Here is a 19354-nt window from a genome sequence, read left to right on the forward strand (position 1 = left end):
TAAGGCAGTGTAAATAGTGCTGATAGTTTGGGGAAGCAGTGCCTTTCCTAAAATGATTTTTGGCAACGCTACTATGGGCGTGTAGTGTTTTCTTGCCACAGGCACAATGACAGATACACGACCAGTATTTTGCATCGGCGCGAGTTTCGCTGTACTAAACTCGCGCCAGTTCAGATAGCGGCAGCACCCTTAACTAGCAACTGCTACTGTAGCTGGCTGTGCCTTGCGACGCGCTTTGTAGCGCAGCGCACGCTCCTCAACGAGGTTCCAGGACAATGCGCCACACACGTAAGTTATTGGGATAGAGATAAACATTAAAGGCATTAGCGCAAAGTGAAACAAATAAACCAATGTTTGTTGCACAAAAAATCCCCAGAGGTAAATACCGTAAGAATAATCGCCACCCAAGCGCGCCCAAGCCAAGGCGGGGGTATTGATAGTGCCGAAGCAAATAACAAGTATTGGTAAAGCCAAAAATTGCAGGCAATTGTATACGCCGAAGTAAAAGCTGAGCGCTATGGCCAGCACAGCCGCAAGGGCCAGCTTTTTTCGCGTTGCAACGGGGGGCATCGGGATTGGCAGTACGGCCCAAATCGCTCCGCTTAGGAAGAAAGCGCCTAGCTCGGCGATATGCTGCCCTTTCAACTGCCAGAATGGGAGAATATATTTCTGTAGGGTTGGTTCAACTGTTAGCCACAAGCCCGCAGAAGCTATAAACGCGATAGAAAATAGATAGAGTAGTAGCCTAGTTTTAGTGCGAATGAAATAACAAAGTGACAATAGCACGTAAAATAAAAATTCATAGGGTATCGTCCATAAAGACCCATTGACTACATTCCCATAAGGAACTTGCGTAAATACTCTATCGATGTATAACTGCGTTTTTAGCAAGGAGTTGAATACAACGTAATCTCGAACAGAATAGTGAGTAAAATATGCCGCCACGCTTTTGCCGCTAAAGAAAAAGCAGATAATTGCCGTGAGAATGACCACTGCAATTAACCCAGGAAAAATGCGTAGGATCCGTTTGGTGTAGTAATCTGCTAGCCCATTACTACGAATGAGGCTTTTGGTAATCAGGTAGCCACTGATGATTAAAAAGCCCTGCACCGCTGTGTGAGAAAGCGAGGCTTGTCCATTCGTGAGTTGCATCAGTATATCATACTCGCGCACCCCGCTAAGTGGGTAAGAATGTGTCACCATGACGGACAGCGCAAAAAACAACCTCATGAAATTTAGGTTGTTCTGATGGCTATCAGGCTGACTGAGCGTAGTGATAGAAGGTGTATCCATAAGGTGCGTAAAAGAATAAATAGCAAGTTACGGGTTTCTAGTTTTGCCTTCCTGCTGACGCGAGTTATGCACCATGTGTACGTGGGAAGTTGCGCCGCCATGCCGGTAGCAAGGCGATGCCGATAGAAGCAGGCGGTAGGCCGAGTTGCGCTAAACTCGAGCTAGGTTAAACAAGCCTCAAATGCGGGCTTGCCATTCCTCGGTAGTTGCTCTAAGACGCCGCATCTAGGCAAACCCTGCCCTACAGCTTGCGAGCGGGGGTAGGCACTACCAGCCGCTGCCCAATAATAACGCGCCGCCCGGTGAGCGTGTGCAGCATGGGCACCAAAATCTGCTCGGCATTGCGCTGCGTTTCGGCCAGGATACCAGTTTGCAGTGCCGAGCGGCGCACCTGCGCCTCGGCGTAGCGGTAGGCATCGTCAACGAGACTGGCATCGTCAAAAAAGCCGTTTTGGGTGCTGAATACGCGGCTTTGGCTGTGGTCGACTTGGAAAGAGCATAGCTCGGGTGCCGGCAGAATAATTTTCACCACCGAGTCGCCTTCCAGGGTCACATCCTGCGGTTTGATTTTGCGCAAATCGAGGCAGCCCACGGCTTCGCCGCCCACGATGAGCGCTGCTTTAGCATCGGGCAGAAACGGATATTTGGCGGTGCGCTTGTACTCCACCACGTCTTTGAAACGGTAGCGCACCAGTTCTAGCCGGCCCAGTGCTTCTACTTGGGTGAGTACCGTGTTGTGCGTTACCGTCACCTGCGACGCGCGCGCGGCCAATGGGTTGAGGCTGGCGAGGGTAGGCCCGATTTTGCGCCACAAAAACACGCCCAGCGCGAGCAGCAAAAGCAACAGAAACAAACGGCGCAACAGGCGAGGCAGCATAAGCACGAGCAAAAGCGGCGTAAGCTAGCCGCTCAGCTAATACCCCAAAGCGCCAGTGTAGGTTCGTGGCGCGGGCGCGTACTCAGCTAATTGCTGCGCGCCGGCGCTACGGTAGCACGCTGCCAGCCAGCACTTGGCGCAGCCCGCAGGCCCAGCGCGGCCAGCACAAACACAAACGGCAGTACCGGTACCAAGAAGCGGCCATCCCAGTTCTCCGTTGTCAGCGCCACCGTGAGGGCCTGCGCAGCGATAAAGCCTCCCATAAAGTACGCTGCCGGGCTGCGCCGGGGCCGCCGCCGCCACCCCCGGAAGGCATAATAATACAGCGGCCAGAGTAGTACTGCTACCGCCCCATTGTGCGCCCAGGAGTAATAGGGTTTGACATTGCTGCTAAAAAGCAGAAATTTGATAGCCGCTAGCTTCGCAAAATAAACGGGGTTCAGCGTCCCGAAAGCTACTAGGCGCGCCAGCGGCGCGAGGTGCGCCGCGGGTAGCGCGAGGTGCGCTGGAGGCTGCACGCCCAGGCTGATGCCGGGGTAGATGATTTCGGCGCGGGTGTAGCTTTCAATCAACACGTTGCCAGCCATAGCTTGGTCATAGCTCGCTAATATTTTGCTCAGCAACCCCAAAAAACCTGCTGCCAGCCCCGCCACCAGCAGCCCAAGCGCAGCGGGCCGCACGGCCAGCGTGCGCAGCCGCGCCCAGCCATAGCCGGCTACCCCAATCAAAAAACAAAACCCGGTGGGCCGCACCAAATAGGTATAGCCCACCAATAGCAAGGCTACCCCCAACTGCCAGGGCCGCCGCGCCAGCACCAGCAGGGCAAACGAGAGCACGCAGCAACTTGTAAATAGCGACTCGGTGTAAATGAAGACGTTCCACTGGTGAATTTTAAACCACAGCAGGTACAGGAAAACGGCTAAATACGCCGTGCCCCGCGAGCCGCTTAGGTGCCGCACGGCCCGCCCCAGCCCCAGCGCCGCCACGCCCGATAGGGCTATTTGGGCGCCCACGGCCTGCGCTAAGCCCCCGCCCAGCGCCAGCACCACCGCCAAAAACGCCGAGTAGCCTAGGTACCAGATGCTGTAGTCGGTGGGCAACTGCCCGTGCAATAGGTTGCGGGCATTTTCGAGGTATAAGTCCGAATCGACGGACGTGCGCGGGCCAAAATGCAGATACAATGCCAACTGCACCCCGCCCCAAAGTAGGCCCAGCGCTAGCGGCAGCCATTTCCCGGCCGCGAGCGGCTTTTGGGTGGTCGGCGGCATAAATCTCATAAAAAATAGAGCCAGGCGGCCCGCGTTTCTTGCGTTTGCGGGCAGCTTGCGGGGCGAAAGGTACAGGCTATGCCAAGTTTAAAGGGGTAGGCTATTTGCCTGGTATGCGGCCTGCCTCATACGCATAGAAGTCGCCCCCCCAACCCATAGGGCTGATTCTGGACTTAGCTAGGCTGGCTATGCGTGGCCTTGCGTGTGGGCTAAGTGCCAGCCCGCCCAGGCTTGCAGGCCGCCCGTGTGCACAGCTACCACCGTGCTGCCGGAGGCAAAGTGGCCCTTGCCAATCAAATCGAGCACGCCAAACAGGAGTTTGCCTGTGTAAATAGGGTCGAGCAACACGCCAAACTGCGCCTCAAAACCTTGAATAAAAGCAACCAATTCGGCCGAGTACTTGGCGTACCCGCCAAAGTGGTAATCCGTGTGCACCTCGCAGGGGGTAGGGGGCGCACTGGCCGCCGTCAGCAACGCCGCCACCTCGGCCTGTAAAAAGCCGCCGCCTTTCAGGGCCGCCACGCCCAGGGCGCGGGCGGGGTAGGCAGCTTCGGCCAAGCCTAGTGCCAAGCCGGCCAGGGTGCCGCCCGTGCCCGCCGCTACGGCCACGGCATCGAAGTCGGTGTGCTGGCGCAGCTCGCCGATAAGCTCGGCCACGCCACGCAGGGCCAGCACATTGGTGCCGCCTTCGGGTAGGGGGTAGGCGGGGCCGTGCTGCCGCAGCAACTCAGCCAAAAACGCGGGCTCGGCGCGGCGCCGATACGTGTTGCGGTCGAGGTAATGCAGCTGCATGCCATCGGCGGTGCAGCGGGCTAGGGTAGGGTTGAGGGGGTAGTGCGGTTCGCCGCGCACCAGGCCCACAGTAGCAAACTGGTAGAGGCGGCCCGCCGCCGCCACGGCCGCCAAGTGGTTGGAGTAAGCGCCACCAAAAGTGAGCAGGCGCGTGTGCCCTTCGGCCCGGGCATGCAAGAGGTTGTATTTCAGCTTACGGGCCTTGTTGCCGGGCAGGTCGGGGTACAGTAGGTCGTCGCGCCAGAGCAGCAGGCGCACGCCGTGGCGCAAAGCCACGGCGTGCGGAATAGGCAGCAGCAGGTGCGAAGTGTCCGCCATGGTCAGCGCTAGGACAGAAAAGCTAAGCGGCTTCTTGGCGGCGGCGCGAGCCAAACACGCCCGCGGCCACTACCGCCAGCAGCACACCAATGCTCGAAATGAGCGATACCGTATTGCCAATGGCGTATTCTTTGGGCTCGAACACGAATTTGATTTCGTGTGGGCCGGCGGGCACCTGCAGGGCACGCAGCACAAAATCGACCCGGAAATGCGGCACCGGCTTGCCATCCAAGAAGGCCTGCCAGCCATCGGCATAATAGATTTCGGAGAATACCACCGTGGCTGGCTGGGCTGCCGAGTAGCGGTAGGTAAGCGCATCGGGCGCGTAGTCAGTGAGAGCGATGGTGGCCGACGAGTCAGCATAGGTAGCCGGCTTCACCGCCGGGAATTTTGACGCGTCCACTACCGCCACCTTGCGCGTGTCGAGGCCCGTGAGGGCAGCCATTTCGGCGTCGGGGTTGGGCACGGCGCGCAGCTCGCGCACAAACCAAGCATTGCCGAGGGCGCCGGGGTTGCGCTGCACCTGCTCGGCTTCGCCCTGCTTTTGCCCCGGAATAATGACGTAGCGCGTGTTCAACATGTTGAGCACGGCCGTATTATTGGTCGAAATCTGGCGCTCAATTAAGTCTTGGTAGCGGCGCAGCTTGGCGCCGTGGTAGCCACCAATGCTTTTGTGGAAGTACGACGTGCGGGCCTCGTTAAACGGGTTGGCTACATTGAGCACGCGGTAACTCAAGTCTTTATCCTGCAGGATTTGCTGGTCGGCGGGCGAAGGCTGGAAGCTCTCGGCAATGGTTTCGGTCTGGAAATTCTTCTCGCCCAAATACCGCTTATCCACCGACCACAAATCGAGTAGCACCAGCGCTATCACCACCAGCCCAGCAGGTGCGGCCTGGATTTTTCCTTTCAAATAGAAGTACAGTGCCGCCAATGTGAGGCCCACAAAGAGCAATCCGCGCCACACATCGCTGCGCAGCAAGTCGGCGCGGTCGGCGCGCAGGGCGCTCAGCAGCTGCGGCGTGAAGCCGCTCTGCGTGAGGTTGGCATCTTGCGGCGAGGCAAAATCGAAGCTAAAGCTCACCAGCCACGTCAGCACTAGGAAGCCCGCCGTAAGTGCCCCTGCGTAAAGCAACTGCTTGGTGCGAAGAAGGTTGTCAGGCGAATCGACTACCACGATTGGCGCGCCGGCCGCGGCGCGAGCGGCCTTAGCCAACGCTGGGTGCAGGGGCTCGGGCGCCGCGGGGGGGGTAGGGCCAGTAGCTAGCACCGCGGCGCGGGGCCGCAAAATGCGGGCCAGCGCCAGCGCTGCCAGCAGCGGCATAGCCAACTGGGCCATCACCAAGCCCATGCTCACGGCGCGGAAGCTGCGGTAGCCGGGCAAGTAGTCGAAAATCAGGTTGTTGACCGTCTCAAAGTTTTTGCCCCAAGCCAGCACAAACGAAACAAGCGTGCCCGCTAGCAGCCAATAGCGCGTGCGCTTATCCACCACAAACAAGCCTAGCACAAACAGAAAGCATACTACCACGCCCACATACACGGGGCCGGCCACGTAGGCCTGGTCGCCCCAATAAGTAGGCATGCTGGCCAGCATATCGGGGCTGGCCCCTAACGTGTTGAGTTCGCGGGCCATGTTGGAGCCGGCGCCCAGTGGCATGGCACTGCTACCCCCGTAGAAGTTGGGCACCAGCAAAGTCATGGTTTCGCCCACGCCGTAGCTGTAGGCGAAGGCGTAGTCGCGGTCTTGCTGCCGGGCGCTGGGCGCGGCGGGCTGGCCCGGAGCAGGGGGTAGGGCCTTTAGCTCGGAAGACGAGCGGTTGCTGAATTTACTATACTCGTAGGTAGTGTAGAGGCGGCCGAAGCTGACGCCAATCGCCAGCGCCGCGCCGATGCCCAGCAGCGCCACGCGGCCGGCAAAGTCGCCCAGCCGGCCGGCGCGCACGGCGGCCACTAACTCAATTAGGCCATAAATGACCACCAGCAAGCCCAGGTAATAGGTGATTTGCGGGTGGTTGGCGCGCACATTCATGGTGAGGCCCAGTGTAAACAGCGCCGCGCCCAGCCATTTATTCTGCCTAAAAGCTAGCAGCAGCCCGCCCAGCACCAGCGGCGCGTAGGCCAGGGCCCACGACTTGGTGTTGTGCCCAGCCGCCAAAATGGCGAGGTTGTAGCTCGAAAAACCCAGCGCCACCGCGCCGGCCACCGCCACCAGGGGCCGCACGCCCAGCGCCACCAGCAACACGTAGCCGCAGAGCAGCGCCACAAACAAGTTGCTCACCACGCCCGGCAAACCCAGGGCGATAAACTTCTGCACGTACACGAACAAGTCGCCGGGGAAGTGCACCGAAATCAAGTAAGTCGGCATCCCGCTAAACATCGAGTTGGTCCACAGCGGCTCGTGGCCGTGCTCGGCGGCCCACTGCTGCGTTTCGCGCGCGCCCCCCTGAAACTGGGTAATGTCGTGCTGGGCCAGCGTTTGGTGGTTGAACACGATGGGCGCGAAGTAGGCCACGGCCAGCACCACAAAAAATAACACGGCCAGCACGTGCGGCCAAGCCCGCTGCCACAGCGGCAGGGGGGTAGGGGAAAGGGAAGCGGAAACGGCCATCGGGCGGCTTAAATACGAGTAGGCAATTGAAGCCCGAAGGTAGCGCCGGGGCGGGGGATGGCCCTACGCGGCACTGGCCCCAAGCCCCTCCGCGCTTCTGGCCTAAGGCAGCACAATGGTAGCCAGCACCGGAAAGTGGTCGGAGGGGTAGTGGCCCCGCACCGAGTCGGTGAGCACGGCATAGTCGAGCACTTCGCTGCCCTTGCTCACAAAAATGTAGTCGATGCGGTCGAGCAGCGGTGCGTCGAGCTTGAAACCCGTGAAGGTGCCCACTGGGCCATAGGCGGGCTGCTTGGTACTGCGAAAGGCATCTTGTAGCAGCGTCTGCATGGTTTGTATCTGCTCGGTGTCGGGCGTCGAATTGAAGTCGCCCACGCAGATGACGGGCGCGTTGGAAGCAATTTCCTGAATTTTCTGCACCATGAGCCGGCCCGACTGGCGGCGGGCTTCTACCCCCTGGTGGTCGAAATGCACGCTGAAAAAGAAGAACTCCCGCTTCGTTTGCACGTCCCGGAACTTTGCCCAGGAGCAAATGCGGTTGCAGCAAGTAGCGTCCCAGCCCAGGGAGGGCCGGTCGGGGGTCTGGCTCAGCCAAAAGTCGCCCGATTGCAGCAGGTGCAGGCGGGCTTTCTTATAGAAAATAGCCGAATGCTCCCCCGCTGCCTGGCCATCGTCGCGGCCGTGGCCCACAAATGCGTACTCCGGCAGCTCGGCAATGCCATCGAGCTGCCCGCGCAAGCCCTCCTGCGTTCCGAAAACATCAAAATCGTGGTAGCGAACGAGGTTTTTGACCAATTCCTTGCGGTTAGGCCAGGCGTCGGGGCCATCGCTAGCGGTGTTGAAGCGCAGGTTGTAGGTAGCCACACGTAGTGGCACGGCGCGCTTGGCCAGCGCCACCTGGGTGAAGCAAAAACTGCTGAACAACAAGTAAATAAGGAGGCGCATGGGGTGGGAAATTAGAGCGGGATAAGCCTAGGGGTAGTTCGGTGAGAAGCGCGGCTGGCTAAACGGAGGCCGGTTAGAAATGCGAGACTTCGCTGGCAAGCAGTGGGCGGCAAGTTATTGAAAGACTGGCTAAAGTAGAAGCTGCCTAGGCCTGCGCAACGCCAACTGCGTAAGCGCCTTATCGCTACCCAGTGCTACTACGCGCATACCAAGCTGGGCAGGCAGGCTGCCGGAAAGCGACAAACAATCTGCCCAGGCCAAGCGTCTTATAGCTCCATCTTCTTGCTCTATTATGCCTGATACTCAAAAAACCTGGTTCATCACCGGCGCCTCCACTGGCTTGGGCGAAGCGCTGGCTACGCTGCTCCTCGACAAGGGCGAGCGCGTGGCGGCCACCTTCCGCCAGCCGGCGCAAGCCGAAGAATTTACGAACAAAAAAGCCGGCCACAGCCTGGGCGTGCTAGCCGACATGACCAACGCCGAGCAGGTGAAAACGGCCGTGCAGCAGGCCATCAACGCCTTCGGCTACCTCGATGTGGTGGTAAATAATGCGGGCTACGGCTCGCTGGGCAGCATCGAAGAAATTACGGAGGAAGAAACCCAGCGCCAGTTCGACGTAAACGTATTTGGGCCGCTGCGCGTGATTCGGGCTGCCCTACCCCATATGCGGGCGCGCAAGTCAGGTAATATTCTCAATATCACCTCGGTGGGCGGGCTGCTGGGCATCGCCCACGCGGGCATCTACAACGGCTCCAAGTTCGCGCTCGAAGGGCTGGGCGAGTCGCTGGCCGCGCAGCTCACGCCGCTTGGCATCCACGTGACCAATGTGGAGCCGGGCCCGTTTCGCACCAAGTGGGCCGGGCCTTCGGCCACCTATCTGGAAACGAAAATCGCTGATTACGACGCTACCGTGGGCGCGGGCCTCAAAGCCTCGCTGGGCCGCGACGGCAACCAGGCCGGCGACCCCGTAAAAGCCGCCGAAGCCATGTACCAACTTGTGCGCCTGCCGCAGCCACCGGTGCACCTGCTGCTGGGCGGCTTCGCCTATAAGATGGTACGCGACAAATTCAAGGCCATTAGCCAAGAAATTGAGGACTTCGCCTACCTCGGCGAGCCCACTGATTTCTAGCCACAACCAACCCCACCCAGCAGCAGCCATCGGCATACCGGCGGCCGCTGCTGGGTGGAAGCGTGGCGCGGTCCCGACCTTTGTTGAGCCATGCCCATCCTGTTTTCTGCCCTACCCCCCCTGCTCGGCGGCACCTTGCTGCAAGCGCCCGCCGAGCCAACGACCCAAGTAGCCAGCTTGTTGCTCGACAGCCGCCGTGTGGGCCTGCCCGAGGGGGCCGTGTTTTTTGCCCTGCGCGGGCCCAACCACGACGGGCACCACCACCTAGCGGCGCTGTATGCCAAGGGGGTGCGCCTGTTTGTGGTGGCCTACCCCCCGGCCAGCCTCGTGCCCTTCGCCGGGGCGGGTTTTATACAAGTGGCCGATACCTTGGTGGCCTTGCAAACGCTGGCGGCCGCGCACCGGGCCGCGTTCACCGGGCCGGTGTGGGCCATCACGGGTTCTAATGGCAAGACCATTGTGAAGGAGTGGTTGGCCCAACTGCTGGCGCCTGATGAGGACATTTGCCGCTCGCCCAAGAGCTACAACTCGCAAGTGGGCGTGCCGCTGAGCGTGTGGGAGTTGGCGCCCGGCCGGCACACGCTGGGCATCTTCGAGGCCGGTATTTCGGAGCGCGGCGAGATGGACAAGTTGGCCGCTATTATCCGGCCTACGCACGGCATTTTCACCACCCTTGGCACGGCCCACGACGCCGGCTTTAGCTCGGAAACCGAAAAACTGGATGAAAAGCTGCGGTTGTTTGAGCGGCCTGGTTTCGAGCGATTGGTGTATTGTGCCGACCAGCCTGCCGTGCACGCCGCCGTGCAGGCGCAAGGCCTACCCCCCCTGGCTTGGACGAAGCTCGCCGCGCCCGGCGCGACCCTGCGTTTCCGGCTAAAACCAGCGGGCGCGGGCAGCACCACGGTGCGCGTGCGGCTGGGCGATGGCGCGACGGCCCTGGGCCTGGCCCTCGACCAGGCGGCGCTGCGGGCGGCGGCGCGCTTTACGCTGCCTTTTGCCGACGAGCCATCGGTCGAAAATGCCCTGCACTGCCTGGCCGTGCTGCTGTGGCGGCAGCTTGACCCCGCCACGGCCCTCGACCCGGCCGAGATTCAGCGCCGGCTGTTGCGCCTGCATCCGGTGGCCATGCGCCTCGAAATGAAAGCTGGTCGCCACGGCTGCTACCTCCTCGACGATACCTATAATAACGACCTCGCTGGCCTCGCATTAGCCCTCGATGCCTTGAGCCGGCAAGCCCGGCCGGGTGGGCGCACGCTCATCCTCAGCGATGTACTCGAATCGGGCCTCAACGGCCCCGAGCTGTATGCCCGCGTGGCCGCCTTGATGCAAGCCCACGGCGTGACGCGGCTGATAGGGGTAGGGCAGGAGTTATCACACTACTATCAGGCTGAGCTAGCCGAAGCAGCGCGCGCGCATCAAGCAAACGGTGCGCGCGCGCTGCTTCGGCTAGCTCAGCCTGATAGCAGGATGGCTATTCAAACCTACCCCACCACCGAGGCGCTGCTAGCCGACTTGCGCTCGACTGATTTCCAGAACGAAACCATTCTGATAAAAGGGGCGCGGCGCTTTGGGTTTGAGCGGGTGGTGGCGGCTTTGCAGCAGTTGCAGCACGGCACGGTGCTCGAAGTCAACCTCGATGCGCTCACGCACAACCTCCAGCACTACCGCCGCCAGCTACGGCCGGGCACCAAGCTCATGGTGATGGTGAAGGCCTTTGCCTACGGCAGCGGCTCGTATGAGGTAGCTAGCCTGCTCGAATTTCAGAAGGCCGATTACCTGGCCGTGGCCTACCCCGACGAGGGCCAGCAACTGCGCGACAACGGTATCAGCCTGCCCATCATGGTGTTGAACCCCGGACCCGACAGCTTTGGCCAGCTGCGCCGCTACCGCCTGGAGCCCGAAATCTACTCGCTGGAGCGCCTGCGCGACTACCTAGCCGCCACCCAGGAGGCCACCGCCGATGGCGAGGGCCCCCTACCCCCCCTGCACCTTAAGCTCGACACGGGTATGCGCCGCCTGGGCTTTGCCGAAGACGACCTGCCCGGCCTGCTGGCGCTGCTGCGCGCCCACCGCAACCGCCTGCCCGTAGCGGGCATCATGACGCATCTGGCCGCCGCCGACGACCCCGCCCACGACGAGTTTACCCGCGAGCAGCTCAGCACTTTCCGGCGCATGGCCGCCGCCATTGAGGAGGCGCTGGGCCACTCCGTGCTCAAGCACGCGCTCAACTCGGCGGGCATTCGGCGCTTCCCGGAGGCGCAGTTCGATATGGTGCGCCTGGGCGTGGGCCTCTACGGCGTGGAGGCCGGCCGCGACGATGCCCAGCCCAGCGACTTGCTGCCCGTGAGCACGTTGCGCACTACCGTGTCGCAGGTCAAAACCCTACCCCCCGGCGCCACCGTGGGCTACGGCCGCCGCGGTGCCGCCACCGCCCACGAGCGGCGCGTGGCCACGCTGGCCATTGGCTACGCCGACGGCTACGACCGGCGCTTTGGCAACGGCGCGGGGCTGGTGCTGCTGCACGGCCACCGCGCGCCGGTGGTGGGTTCGGTGTGCATGGATATGCTGATGGTGGACGTGACCGATATCCCCGAAGCACAGCCTGGCGATGTGGCCGTGGTATTTGGCGCCGGCCTCGACATCAGCGAGCTGGCTGCGCGCATCGGCACCATCCCCTATGAATTGCTGACCAACGTGAGCGAGCGGGTTAAGCGGGTATTCGTAAGTGAGTAAGCTTCTGTAACCGTTAAGGTGTGGTTTTGGGCTTAGTGATTGCTTTCTAATGCTTTTCCAACACTAGCGCGCTGCTTGCCGTATGCCCGGCCGGAGGCTTTCACACCGTGCCTTCCCTATTCCCATGAACAAGTCCTTTCTCACCCTGCTCGCTGCTGCTGCCCTCACCTCGGCCACCGGATGCAGCGACCTCAAAAAGTCAGACGATAAAAATACGCTCGGCGATGCCACGGCCGATACTGCTGTGGTGGCCCGCACTGGCACTACGCCCGGCCAGGTAGCCGCTGGTGCCGCCAATGCCATCGATAGCGCCGCTAGCAAAACTGGCGCCGCCATCAGCAACGCTTTCGACCTCACCAAGGCTAAGCTGGCCGATGTGAAGCTGCCCGAAGTGAGCCTGAGCGGCCTCTCGGTGCGCGGCAACGAGGACTACCAGGTGTACGGCGTGGATGAGCAAGTGCTCTTCGATACCGACAAGGCTACCATCAAGCCCACTGCGGCCGAAGCGCTGAAGCAAATCAGCGCCTCCATCGCTAAACGCTACCCTGGCAAAGATGTGCGCGTGCTGGGCTTTGCCGATTCGCGCGGCGATAAAAGCTACAACCGCGACCTGAGCAAGCAGCGCGCCGAGGCCGTGAAAAACTACCTCGTAACGACCGATAAAATGCCCGCCGACCACCTCAGCACCGAAGCCTTTGGCGAGGAGCAGCCCGTGGCCAGCAATGCTACGGCCGCCGGCCGCAAAGAAAACCGCCGCGTAGAAATTGCTGTTCAAATCCGCTAAGTAGTCCAACTATAGGCGAGTGGCGCTGCTTCGGCGTCCGCAGACGTTTGCTAACGCAAAGAGTCTGCTAAGCTAGGTAAACAAGAAAGCCACTCCAAAAGGAGTGGCTTTCTTGTTTTACAGAACTTTAAGAGTTGCGTCAGCGAATACCAAAACCAGCACAATGCAGCTTTAGCGGCGCTGCTTATTTATATGCGTCAACTTCAGCGCGCATCATGGCGTTGAAGCGCGAGCCGTTGTTGGCGAGCGTCACCAAGTTCCAGCCGCGGCCGATGGCGTAGCTCCAGGTCCGGCTGTCTTTGAACTCGAACGTGGGGCGCAAAATCTGGCCGTAGGGCGTGTAGTTATCCATAAAGTTAGTGGTGTAGAACTTGTCACCGCTCACAATCCATTCCATCGCCACGTAGAAGCCTTCCTCGGGCGCCACCAGGTTGTAGGGCGACAAGTCGACGGTAAACCACTCGCCGCCGCGGGCCGCCGACACAATTACGCTTTCCGTGAGCATGTCCTCGTTGGGGGCATTGTAGTTGCCATTGGCCTTATATAGCCGCACCCGGAAAGGCTCGCGAGGGAAGCCGTTTTCGCCAATGTAGAACGACACCGACCGAATAACGCCCAGCTTCTTGGCCTTCTCATTCTTGCACATGAAAGCGTACTGGCTGCCCGGCATACCCTGAATCATGCCCGCGCCGGGCGAGTTGCTGCGGGCGCCAAGCGTCATTGGCTTCAAGCCTTTGGCCGAAACATCCACGTTGCTCAGGGCAATCGCCTGCTTAGGTAATTGGATAATTATCTCCTCCATATTGGTGCCGCGCTTCACAAAAAGCGCCGTCCTTTTGTAACCCAGAGCCATCACAATCACCGAGTCTTCGGTAACCTTGGTGGGCATGGCTAGCTGGAAATAGCCATATTCATTGGTGAGAGCGCCGGTTTGCTCATCACGCAAATTGATGGAAGCAAACGGAATAGGGTCCTGGGTTTTTTCATCCACAATACGACCCGTAATACGGTCTTCTTGCGCCCAGCTGACGGCGGGCAATAGGAATAGCGTTAGCAGGAATAAGAGTAATCGGTTTAGCATAATTAAAAAGTAAAAAATGACGCTGGGCCCACAAATTTAACAAACTAGCTCACGAAATTAACGCAAGAAATCGGAAATTTCTACGGGCGCTTCCTACCCCCTAGTTTCAACGTGAGCTGGCAACTGGCTTCGCACCGGTGCCAGGCCAATTTCTGGCTAGGTAAACCCTAGTAAGCTGGACTGTCAGTTTTTTAGCTCGATAACTTTGTTTTACCTTGCAGCAAAACTGTTACAATCTGGGTTTCACCTTCTGCGCTGTTTATCGGGGTAGCAAGTGCGCTTTGCTAGGCGATAAATAGTATAATCATAGCATGAAGTTTTTGTACGTTGCGCGGCGGGTTGGTATTGTATTTTTTCTGGTTATTAAAAATGCCGCTGCCCAACAGCCTGCCGCCCCGCCGCGCAACCAACCCGGGCGGCTCGAAGGCTTGTGGCAGGGCCTGCTACCTGCCTCGGACGGCGAGGCAGCCATTAGCTTCAGCCTAGTAACGCTGACCGGGGGGCACTACTTCGCAGCGCTCGATGTGCCTGCGCAAAAGCTGGCCCGCGTGGCCACCGAAGTGAAAGAACCCGCGGGCACCGATTCGGTGCTGCTGCTGGTGCCTCAGTTGGGCGGGCGGCTGCTGGCCCGCCGCTCGGCCGATGGCGAGCAGTTGAGTGGCCTGTGGTGCCGGCCGGGGCAGCGCACGCCGCTGGTATTGCGGCATTCGGCGTTGCCTTCTGCCACGGCCCCCATGGGCCGCCTGCCGCCGCCCTACCGCGAGGAAGACGTGGCGTTTCCGAATTTTACGGCGCGGCTGCGGCTGGCGGGGACCCTCACGGTGCCGGCGGGGCCGGGGCCTTTTCCGGCGGTGGTACTGGTGTCGGACCTGGGCGAGCAGGACCGCGACGGCCTACCCCCCACCAAGGGCGAACTCGACCCCATGACCAGCCTGCTGAGCTACCGCCTCTTGGGCTCACTGGCCGACTACCTCACGCGCCACGGCGTGGCCGTGTTGCGCTTCGACGACCGGGGGGTAGGGCATTCGGAGGGCAGCAATGCGGCGGCTACCCCCACCCACCGGGCCGGCGATGTGCAGGCGGCCCTCAACTTTATGCGCACCCGCCCCGAGGTAGACTTGCTGCGCCTGGGGCTGCTGGGCCACGGCGAGGGCGCCAACGTAGCGCTGCTGGTAGCCGAGCAGCCAGTGGCGCCAGCCTTTGTAGTGGGCCTGGGGGCTTATGGTCAACCCGGCTACGAAACCCTGCTGCTGCAGCAAGCCGCCTTGCTGCGGGCCCGCAAGGTGCCCCAGCCCCAGCTCGACCAGCGCCTGAGCCGCCAGCGCCTGCTCTACGATATTATCCGCTACCCCACCGACCTAAAGCAAACCCAAACCATGGCCGCCAACCTGCTGCAGCAAACCGACCCTGGCCTAGCGCCGGGGGTGGCGCAAACCCAGGCCGCGGCGTTGCTCACACCGTGGCACCGCGCTTTTTTGTCCTTCGACCCCCTCGAAACCCTGAATATGGTGCACTGCCCGGTGTTGCTCATTACGGGGCAACTCGATGAGCAGGCGCCGCCCGCCCAGCACCTGGCGGTGCTCGAGCGCGAGCTGCGCAGCGCCGGCAACCACGCCGTAACCGTGCTGCGGCCGCGCGGCATCAACCACCTACTGCAGCCACCCCAGATAGAGTGGACGATGCTCAGCGGCGAGATGAAGCCCATCATTGCCCTACCCGTCGAAAACCTGCTGCGCCAGTGGCTGGTTGCTCAGCTCAAAATGTAGGGGTAGGGCCACAGCAAAAAGGCGCCCTGGCTAGTTGCCAGCGCGCCTTTTTGAGAAGCTACTCAGGGCCCGGTTGGGCTTACTTTATCATGTCTACTTCGGCCTTAATCATGGCATTATAGTGCTGGCCTTCGCCGTTGGATAGCGTGAGCAAGTTCCAGCCTTTGCCAATGGAGAAGTTCCAGGTGCGGCTTTCTTTAAACTCGAAGGTAGGGCGCATAATTTGGCCGTAGGGCGTGTAGTTATCATCCATAAAGTTGGTATTGAAGAACTTATCGCCGCTCACAATCCATTCCATCGCCACGAAGAAGCCCTCCTCGGGCGCCACCACGTTGTAGGGCGTCAGGTCCACGGTGTACCACTGGCCGCCTTTGGCTGCCGATACCACCACGTTGTCGGTCAGGATATCAGTATTAGGCGCATTGTAGTTGCCATCGGCCTTGTAAAGGCGCACCCGAAACGGCTCGCGCGGAAAACCGTTTTCGCCGATGTAAAACGACACCGAGCGGATGTTGCCGAGGCGTTTGTTTTTATCATTCTTAACAAAAAATGCGCACTGGCTACCCGGCTGGCCTTGCAGCAGGCCCTCGCCGGGCTTGTTGGCGGTAGCCCCCAGGCCCAGGTTTTTTACTTTGCCGCCTTTTACTACCACGTTTTGCAGCGCTACAGCTCGGCGGGCCACTTCCAGCACCATTTTATCCATGGTTTGGCCTTTGCGCACCAAAATGGCCAAGTGCTCGTAGCCCAGCGCCATCACAATGAGCGAGTCCGTCTCATTCTTGGTGGGTGCCGGTAGTTGAAACACCCCGAACTCATTGCTGAGCGCGCCGGTTTGTTCATCTTTCAGGCTGAACGAAGTGAAAGGCAATGGCTCCTTCGTCGTTTTGTCGATAATACGGCCCGAAATCATGGGGACGGCCGCGGCTGGGGTCGTCTGAGCCTGCGCTACTTGTAGAGTGGCGCATGTAAATAATACAAAATAAAGTAGGCGTTTTAACATTTGTAAGTAGATTTAGAGCTTGCTAATGCAAAAATATGTGCTAGCTGTCAATAGCTAACTATCCCGTTCGTTTGAACGCTTGATAAGTAGACTACGGCAGCGGTTAACAACGGCTAGCGAGCCCGTTTGCTACCCCCATGCAACAGGCAAAAGCTGCCAGGCGCGGGCTTTTGCTGCAAGTGCTGCCCGCGGGTTGTATCTTTGTTTGAATTAAATCTAAATAGTATCCCCGGCTCATTTTGGCTATCTTCCGTCGCAAATCTGCCTCGGCTGCCCAGCAGCCACTAAGCGCCGGCCGGCGCACTGCCAACGACCTAAAAATGGGTGAAACGGCTACCGTGTGCTGCCTCAAAGACCCCCAAATGGCCCTGAAGCTCCTCGAAATGGGCTGCATTCCGGGTACGCAGGTGCGCCTGACTGGCCGCGCGCCCCTCGGCGACCCCCTAATGCTGATGCTAGGCGATGAGGAATACACCTTGTCGCTGCGCGTGAGCGAAGCCCTTACCATTCAGCTTAAAGACTAACCGACCCCATGGCGGGAGCAACCCAGGAATTACGGCAAGCTCCGCCGCAACCCGGCACTACGGGCGCGGCGCCGGCACAGGAGCGCCTACCCCGCCTCGCGCTCATCGGCAACCCCAACTCGGGCAAAACGTCGCTTTTTAACCAGCTTACGGGACTCAACCAGAAGGTCGGCAACTTTCCGGGCGTCACGGTAGACCGCAAAACCGGCGTGGCACAGCTCGGTGGCGAGCGCCGGGCCGAGGTTATCGACCTACCCGGCACGTACTCGCTCTACCCCAAAAGCCTGGACGAGCAGGTCATTGCCGACCTGCTCTACAACCCTAGCTCGCCCGACTACCCCGACTTTGTGGTGGTGACGGTGGATGCTAGCAACCTGCGCCGCAGCCTGCTGCTTTTTTCGCAGCTCGCCGACCTGGGCCTGCCGGCCATTCTAGCCCTGAACATGACGGACGTGGCCGCCGAGCGCGGCATCACCATCGACCTGCCCACGCTGGAGCGCGAGCTCGGTGTACCCGTGGTGCCCATGAACGCCCGCAAGGGGGTAGGGATGGCTGCGCTGCGTATTGTGATGGCCGAGCGCTTGGCCGCGCCGCCGGCGTTGCGCTTTTGGCAGCCCGATGCTACCGTGCAGGCGCTGGTGAATGAGGTGCGGGCGCACTTTGGGCTGCACAACGATTACTTGGCGCTGCACTACGCGCACCAGTTTCAGCACCTGCACTTCCTCACGGAAACCGACCGCGAGTTTCTGGCCCGCCTCACCGAAAAATTTGCCTTCGATGCCACCGCCCGGCAGGCCGAGGAAACGGTGGGCCGCTACGCCCGCATCAACGAGCTGCTGCTCGACACCGTGACCGTGACGCGCACCGAGCGCCGCGAGCCCGCTTCCAACCGCATTGATAAGGTACTGACGCACCGCGTATTCGGCTACCTCATTTTTCTGAGTGTGCTGTTCTTGCTTTTTCAGGCCATTTTCGCCTGGGCGCAGTACCCGATGGACTTGATTGACCGGGGCATTTCGGCGCTAAGCGCGGTGATTCAGGCCAATTTTCACGGGCCGTTGGTGCGCTTGCTCACCGAGGGCGTGATTGCCGGGCTGGGTGGCGTGCTGATTTTTATTCCGCAGATTGCCCTGCTCTTTGCCTTCTTGGCGGTGCTGGAAGAAACCGGCTACATGGCCCGCGTTACCTTCCTCATGGACAAGCTGATGCGGCCCTTTGGGCTGAGCGGCAAAAGTGTGGTGCCGCTCATTTCGGGGCTGGCCTGCGCCGTGCCGGCCATCATGGGGGCGCGCACCATTGAGAGCTGGAAAGACCGAATGCTGACCATTTTTGTGACGCCGTTGATGTCGTGCTCAGCGCGCATTCCGGTGTACACGGTGCTGGTAGCGCTGGTAGTGCCCGATGAGGCCTGGCTCGGCGTGTTCAACATGCGCGGGCTCGTGCTGATGGGCCTGTACCTACTAGGCTTGAGCTCGGCGCTTATTTCGGCCTTCATCCTGAAAAAAGTGTTGAAAGCCCGCGAGCGCAGCTACTTCATTATGGAGTTTCCGGTGTACCGCTGGCCGCGCTGGAAAAACGTGGGCCTGACCATCGTGGAAAAGGTGAAAGCCTTTATATTCCAGGCTGGTAAGGTGATTATTGCCATCTCGGTGCTGCTGTGGGTGCTGGCCAGCTATGGCCCCGGCAACCGCCAAGACCAAGCCGAGGCGCAGGTAAAACAAGCCGCCATTACCCAGCGCTGGCCGGGCTCCGAACTGGAGCGCCGGGTAGCGTCTGCCCGCCTCGAAACCTCCTATGCCGGCACGTTTGGGCACGTGATAGAGCCTGCCATCCGCCCGCTCGGCTTCGACTGGAAAATCGGCATTGCCCTGCTCACTTCCTTTGCGGCGCGCGAGGTGTTTGTGGGTACCATGAGCACCATCTACAGCGTGGGCCAGGACGCCGACTTGGGCACCGTGCAGCAAAAGCTAGCGGCCGAGAAGGACTTGCAGGGCCAGCCGTTTTTTACGCCGGTGCGGGCGCTGTCGCTGTTGGTATTCTACGTTTTTGCTATGCAGTGCATGAGCACGCTGGCCGTTACGTACCGCGAAACCAAAAGCTGGCGCTGGCCCCTGGGCCAACTCGTGTACATGACGGGCCTGGCTTACGCAGCCTCGCTGCTGGTGTGGCAGGTTTTTGCCTAAATGATTGGCAATTAAAAGGTAAGCGTCAAATTTTCGCATAAGCGCGCTCCTCAGCC

At 60.3% G+C, this 19354-nt stretch carries 14 protein-coding genes; 6 read left to right on the top strand and 8 right to left on the bottom strand.

Translation table 11 applies throughout. The features are described 5' to 3' along the window. Positions 1–189: 189 nt before the first annotated feature. The 6 genes from GO988_RS10935 to GO988_RS10960 all read right to left on the bottom strand — a co-directional run bounded on the left by GO988_RS10935 (position 190) and on the right by GO988_RS10960 (position 8098). Positions 190–1293 (bottom strand): acyltransferase family protein, encoded by a 1104-nt coding sequence (locus GO988_RS10935; protein WP_157565128.1) that lies wholly within the window; start codon positions 1291–1293, stop codon positions 190–192. Between the two features lie 241 nt (positions 1294–1534). Beyond that, a complete protein-coding gene (locus GO988_RS10940; protein ID WP_232341459.1) occupies positions 1535–2170 on the bottom strand; it encodes a DUF4230 domain-containing protein in 636 nt (211 codons plus the stop codon). Positions 2171–2256: 86 nt separating this feature from the next. Further along, a complete protein-coding gene (locus tag GO988_RS10945) occupies positions 2257–3438 on the bottom strand; it encodes a hypothetical protein (protein ID WP_157565130.1) in 1182 nt (393 codons plus the stop codon). 186 nt (positions 3439–3624) lie between these two features. Continuing rightward, a complete protein-coding gene (locus GO988_RS10950; RefSeq protein WP_157565139.1) occupies positions 3625–4548 on the bottom strand; it encodes a 1-aminocyclopropane-1-carboxylate deaminase/D-cysteine desulfhydrase in 924 nt (307 codons plus the stop codon). Positions 4549–4570: 22 nt separating this feature from the next. After that, entirely contained in the window at positions 4571–7153 is a 2583-nt protein-coding gene (locus tag GO988_RS10955; protein WP_157565141.1) for a glycosyltransferase family protein, read from the bottom strand. A gap of 102 nt (positions 7154–7255) precedes the next feature. Next, on the bottom strand, positions 7256–8098 hold the full coding sequence (locus tag GO988_RS10960; protein WP_157565143.1) for an endonuclease/exonuclease/phosphatase family protein: 843 nt from the start codon (positions 8096–8098) through the stop codon (positions 7256–7258). 292 nt (positions 8099–8390) lie between these two features. Between GO988_RS10960 and GO988_RS10965 the strand changes: the two genes are divergently transcribed. From GO988_RS10965 to GO988_RS10975, 3 genes are all read left to right on the top strand, one after another. Next, positions 8391–9227 (top strand): oxidoreductase, encoded by an 837-nt coding sequence (locus GO988_RS10965; RefSeq protein ID WP_157565145.1) that lies wholly within the window; start codon positions 8391–8393, stop codon positions 9225–9227. Positions 9228–9317: 90 nt separating this feature from the next. After that, positions 9318–11960 (top strand): bifunctional UDP-N-acetylmuramoyl-tripeptide:D-alanyl-D-alanine ligase/alanine racemase, encoded by a 2643-nt coding sequence (locus GO988_RS10970; protein ID WP_157565148.1) that lies wholly within the window; start codon positions 9318–9320, stop codon positions 11958–11960. A 124-nt stretch (positions 11961–12084) separates the two neighbouring features. Beyond that, a complete protein-coding gene (locus GO988_RS10975; RefSeq protein ID WP_198172632.1) occupies positions 12085–12744 on the top strand; it encodes an OmpA family protein in 660 nt (219 codons plus the stop codon). A gap of 184 nt (positions 12745–12928) precedes the next feature. On the opposite strand, the gene GO988_RS10980 is transcribed toward GO988_RS10975, so the two are convergent. Further along, the gene (locus GO988_RS10980; RefSeq protein ID WP_157565152.1) at positions 12929–13825 is read right to left on the bottom strand and encodes a carboxypeptidase-like regulatory domain-containing protein; all 897 of its coding nucleotides are present in this window, start codon (positions 13823–13825) and stop codon (positions 12929–12931) included. Between the two features lie 311 nt (positions 13826–14136). Between GO988_RS10980 and GO988_RS10985 the strand changes: the two genes are divergently transcribed. Continuing rightward, a complete protein-coding gene (locus GO988_RS10985) occupies positions 14137–15591 on the top strand; it encodes a serine aminopeptidase domain-containing protein (protein WP_157565154.1) in 1455 nt (484 codons plus the stop codon). 79 nt (positions 15592–15670) lie between these two features. Here the strand turns inward: GO988_RS10985 and GO988_RS10990 are convergent, their stop codons facing one another. After that, entirely contained in the window at positions 15671–16591 is a 921-nt protein-coding gene (locus tag GO988_RS10990) for a carboxypeptidase-like regulatory domain-containing protein (protein WP_157565156.1), read from the bottom strand. A 239-nt stretch (positions 16592–16830) separates the two neighbouring features. Here GO988_RS10990 and GO988_RS10995 point away from each other — a divergent pair, with 239 nt between their 5' ends. Further along, positions 16831–17115, top strand: coding sequence for a FeoA family protein (locus GO988_RS10995; RefSeq protein WP_232341460.1), 285 nt, complete (start codon positions 16831–16833; stop codon positions 17113–17115). Between the two features lie 8 nt (positions 17116–17123). Next, positions 17124–19298, top strand: a complete 2175-nt coding sequence (gene feoB, locus GO988_RS11000) for a ferrous iron transport protein B (protein ID WP_157565158.1) — start codon at positions 17124–17126, stop codon at positions 19296–19298. Positions 19299–19354 lie beyond the last annotated feature (56 nt).

The organism is Hymenobacter ginkgonis (assembly GCF_009755225.1).
GTDB lineage: Bacteria > Bacteroidota > Bacteroidia > Cytophagales > Hymenobacteraceae > Hymenobacter > Hymenobacter ginkgonis.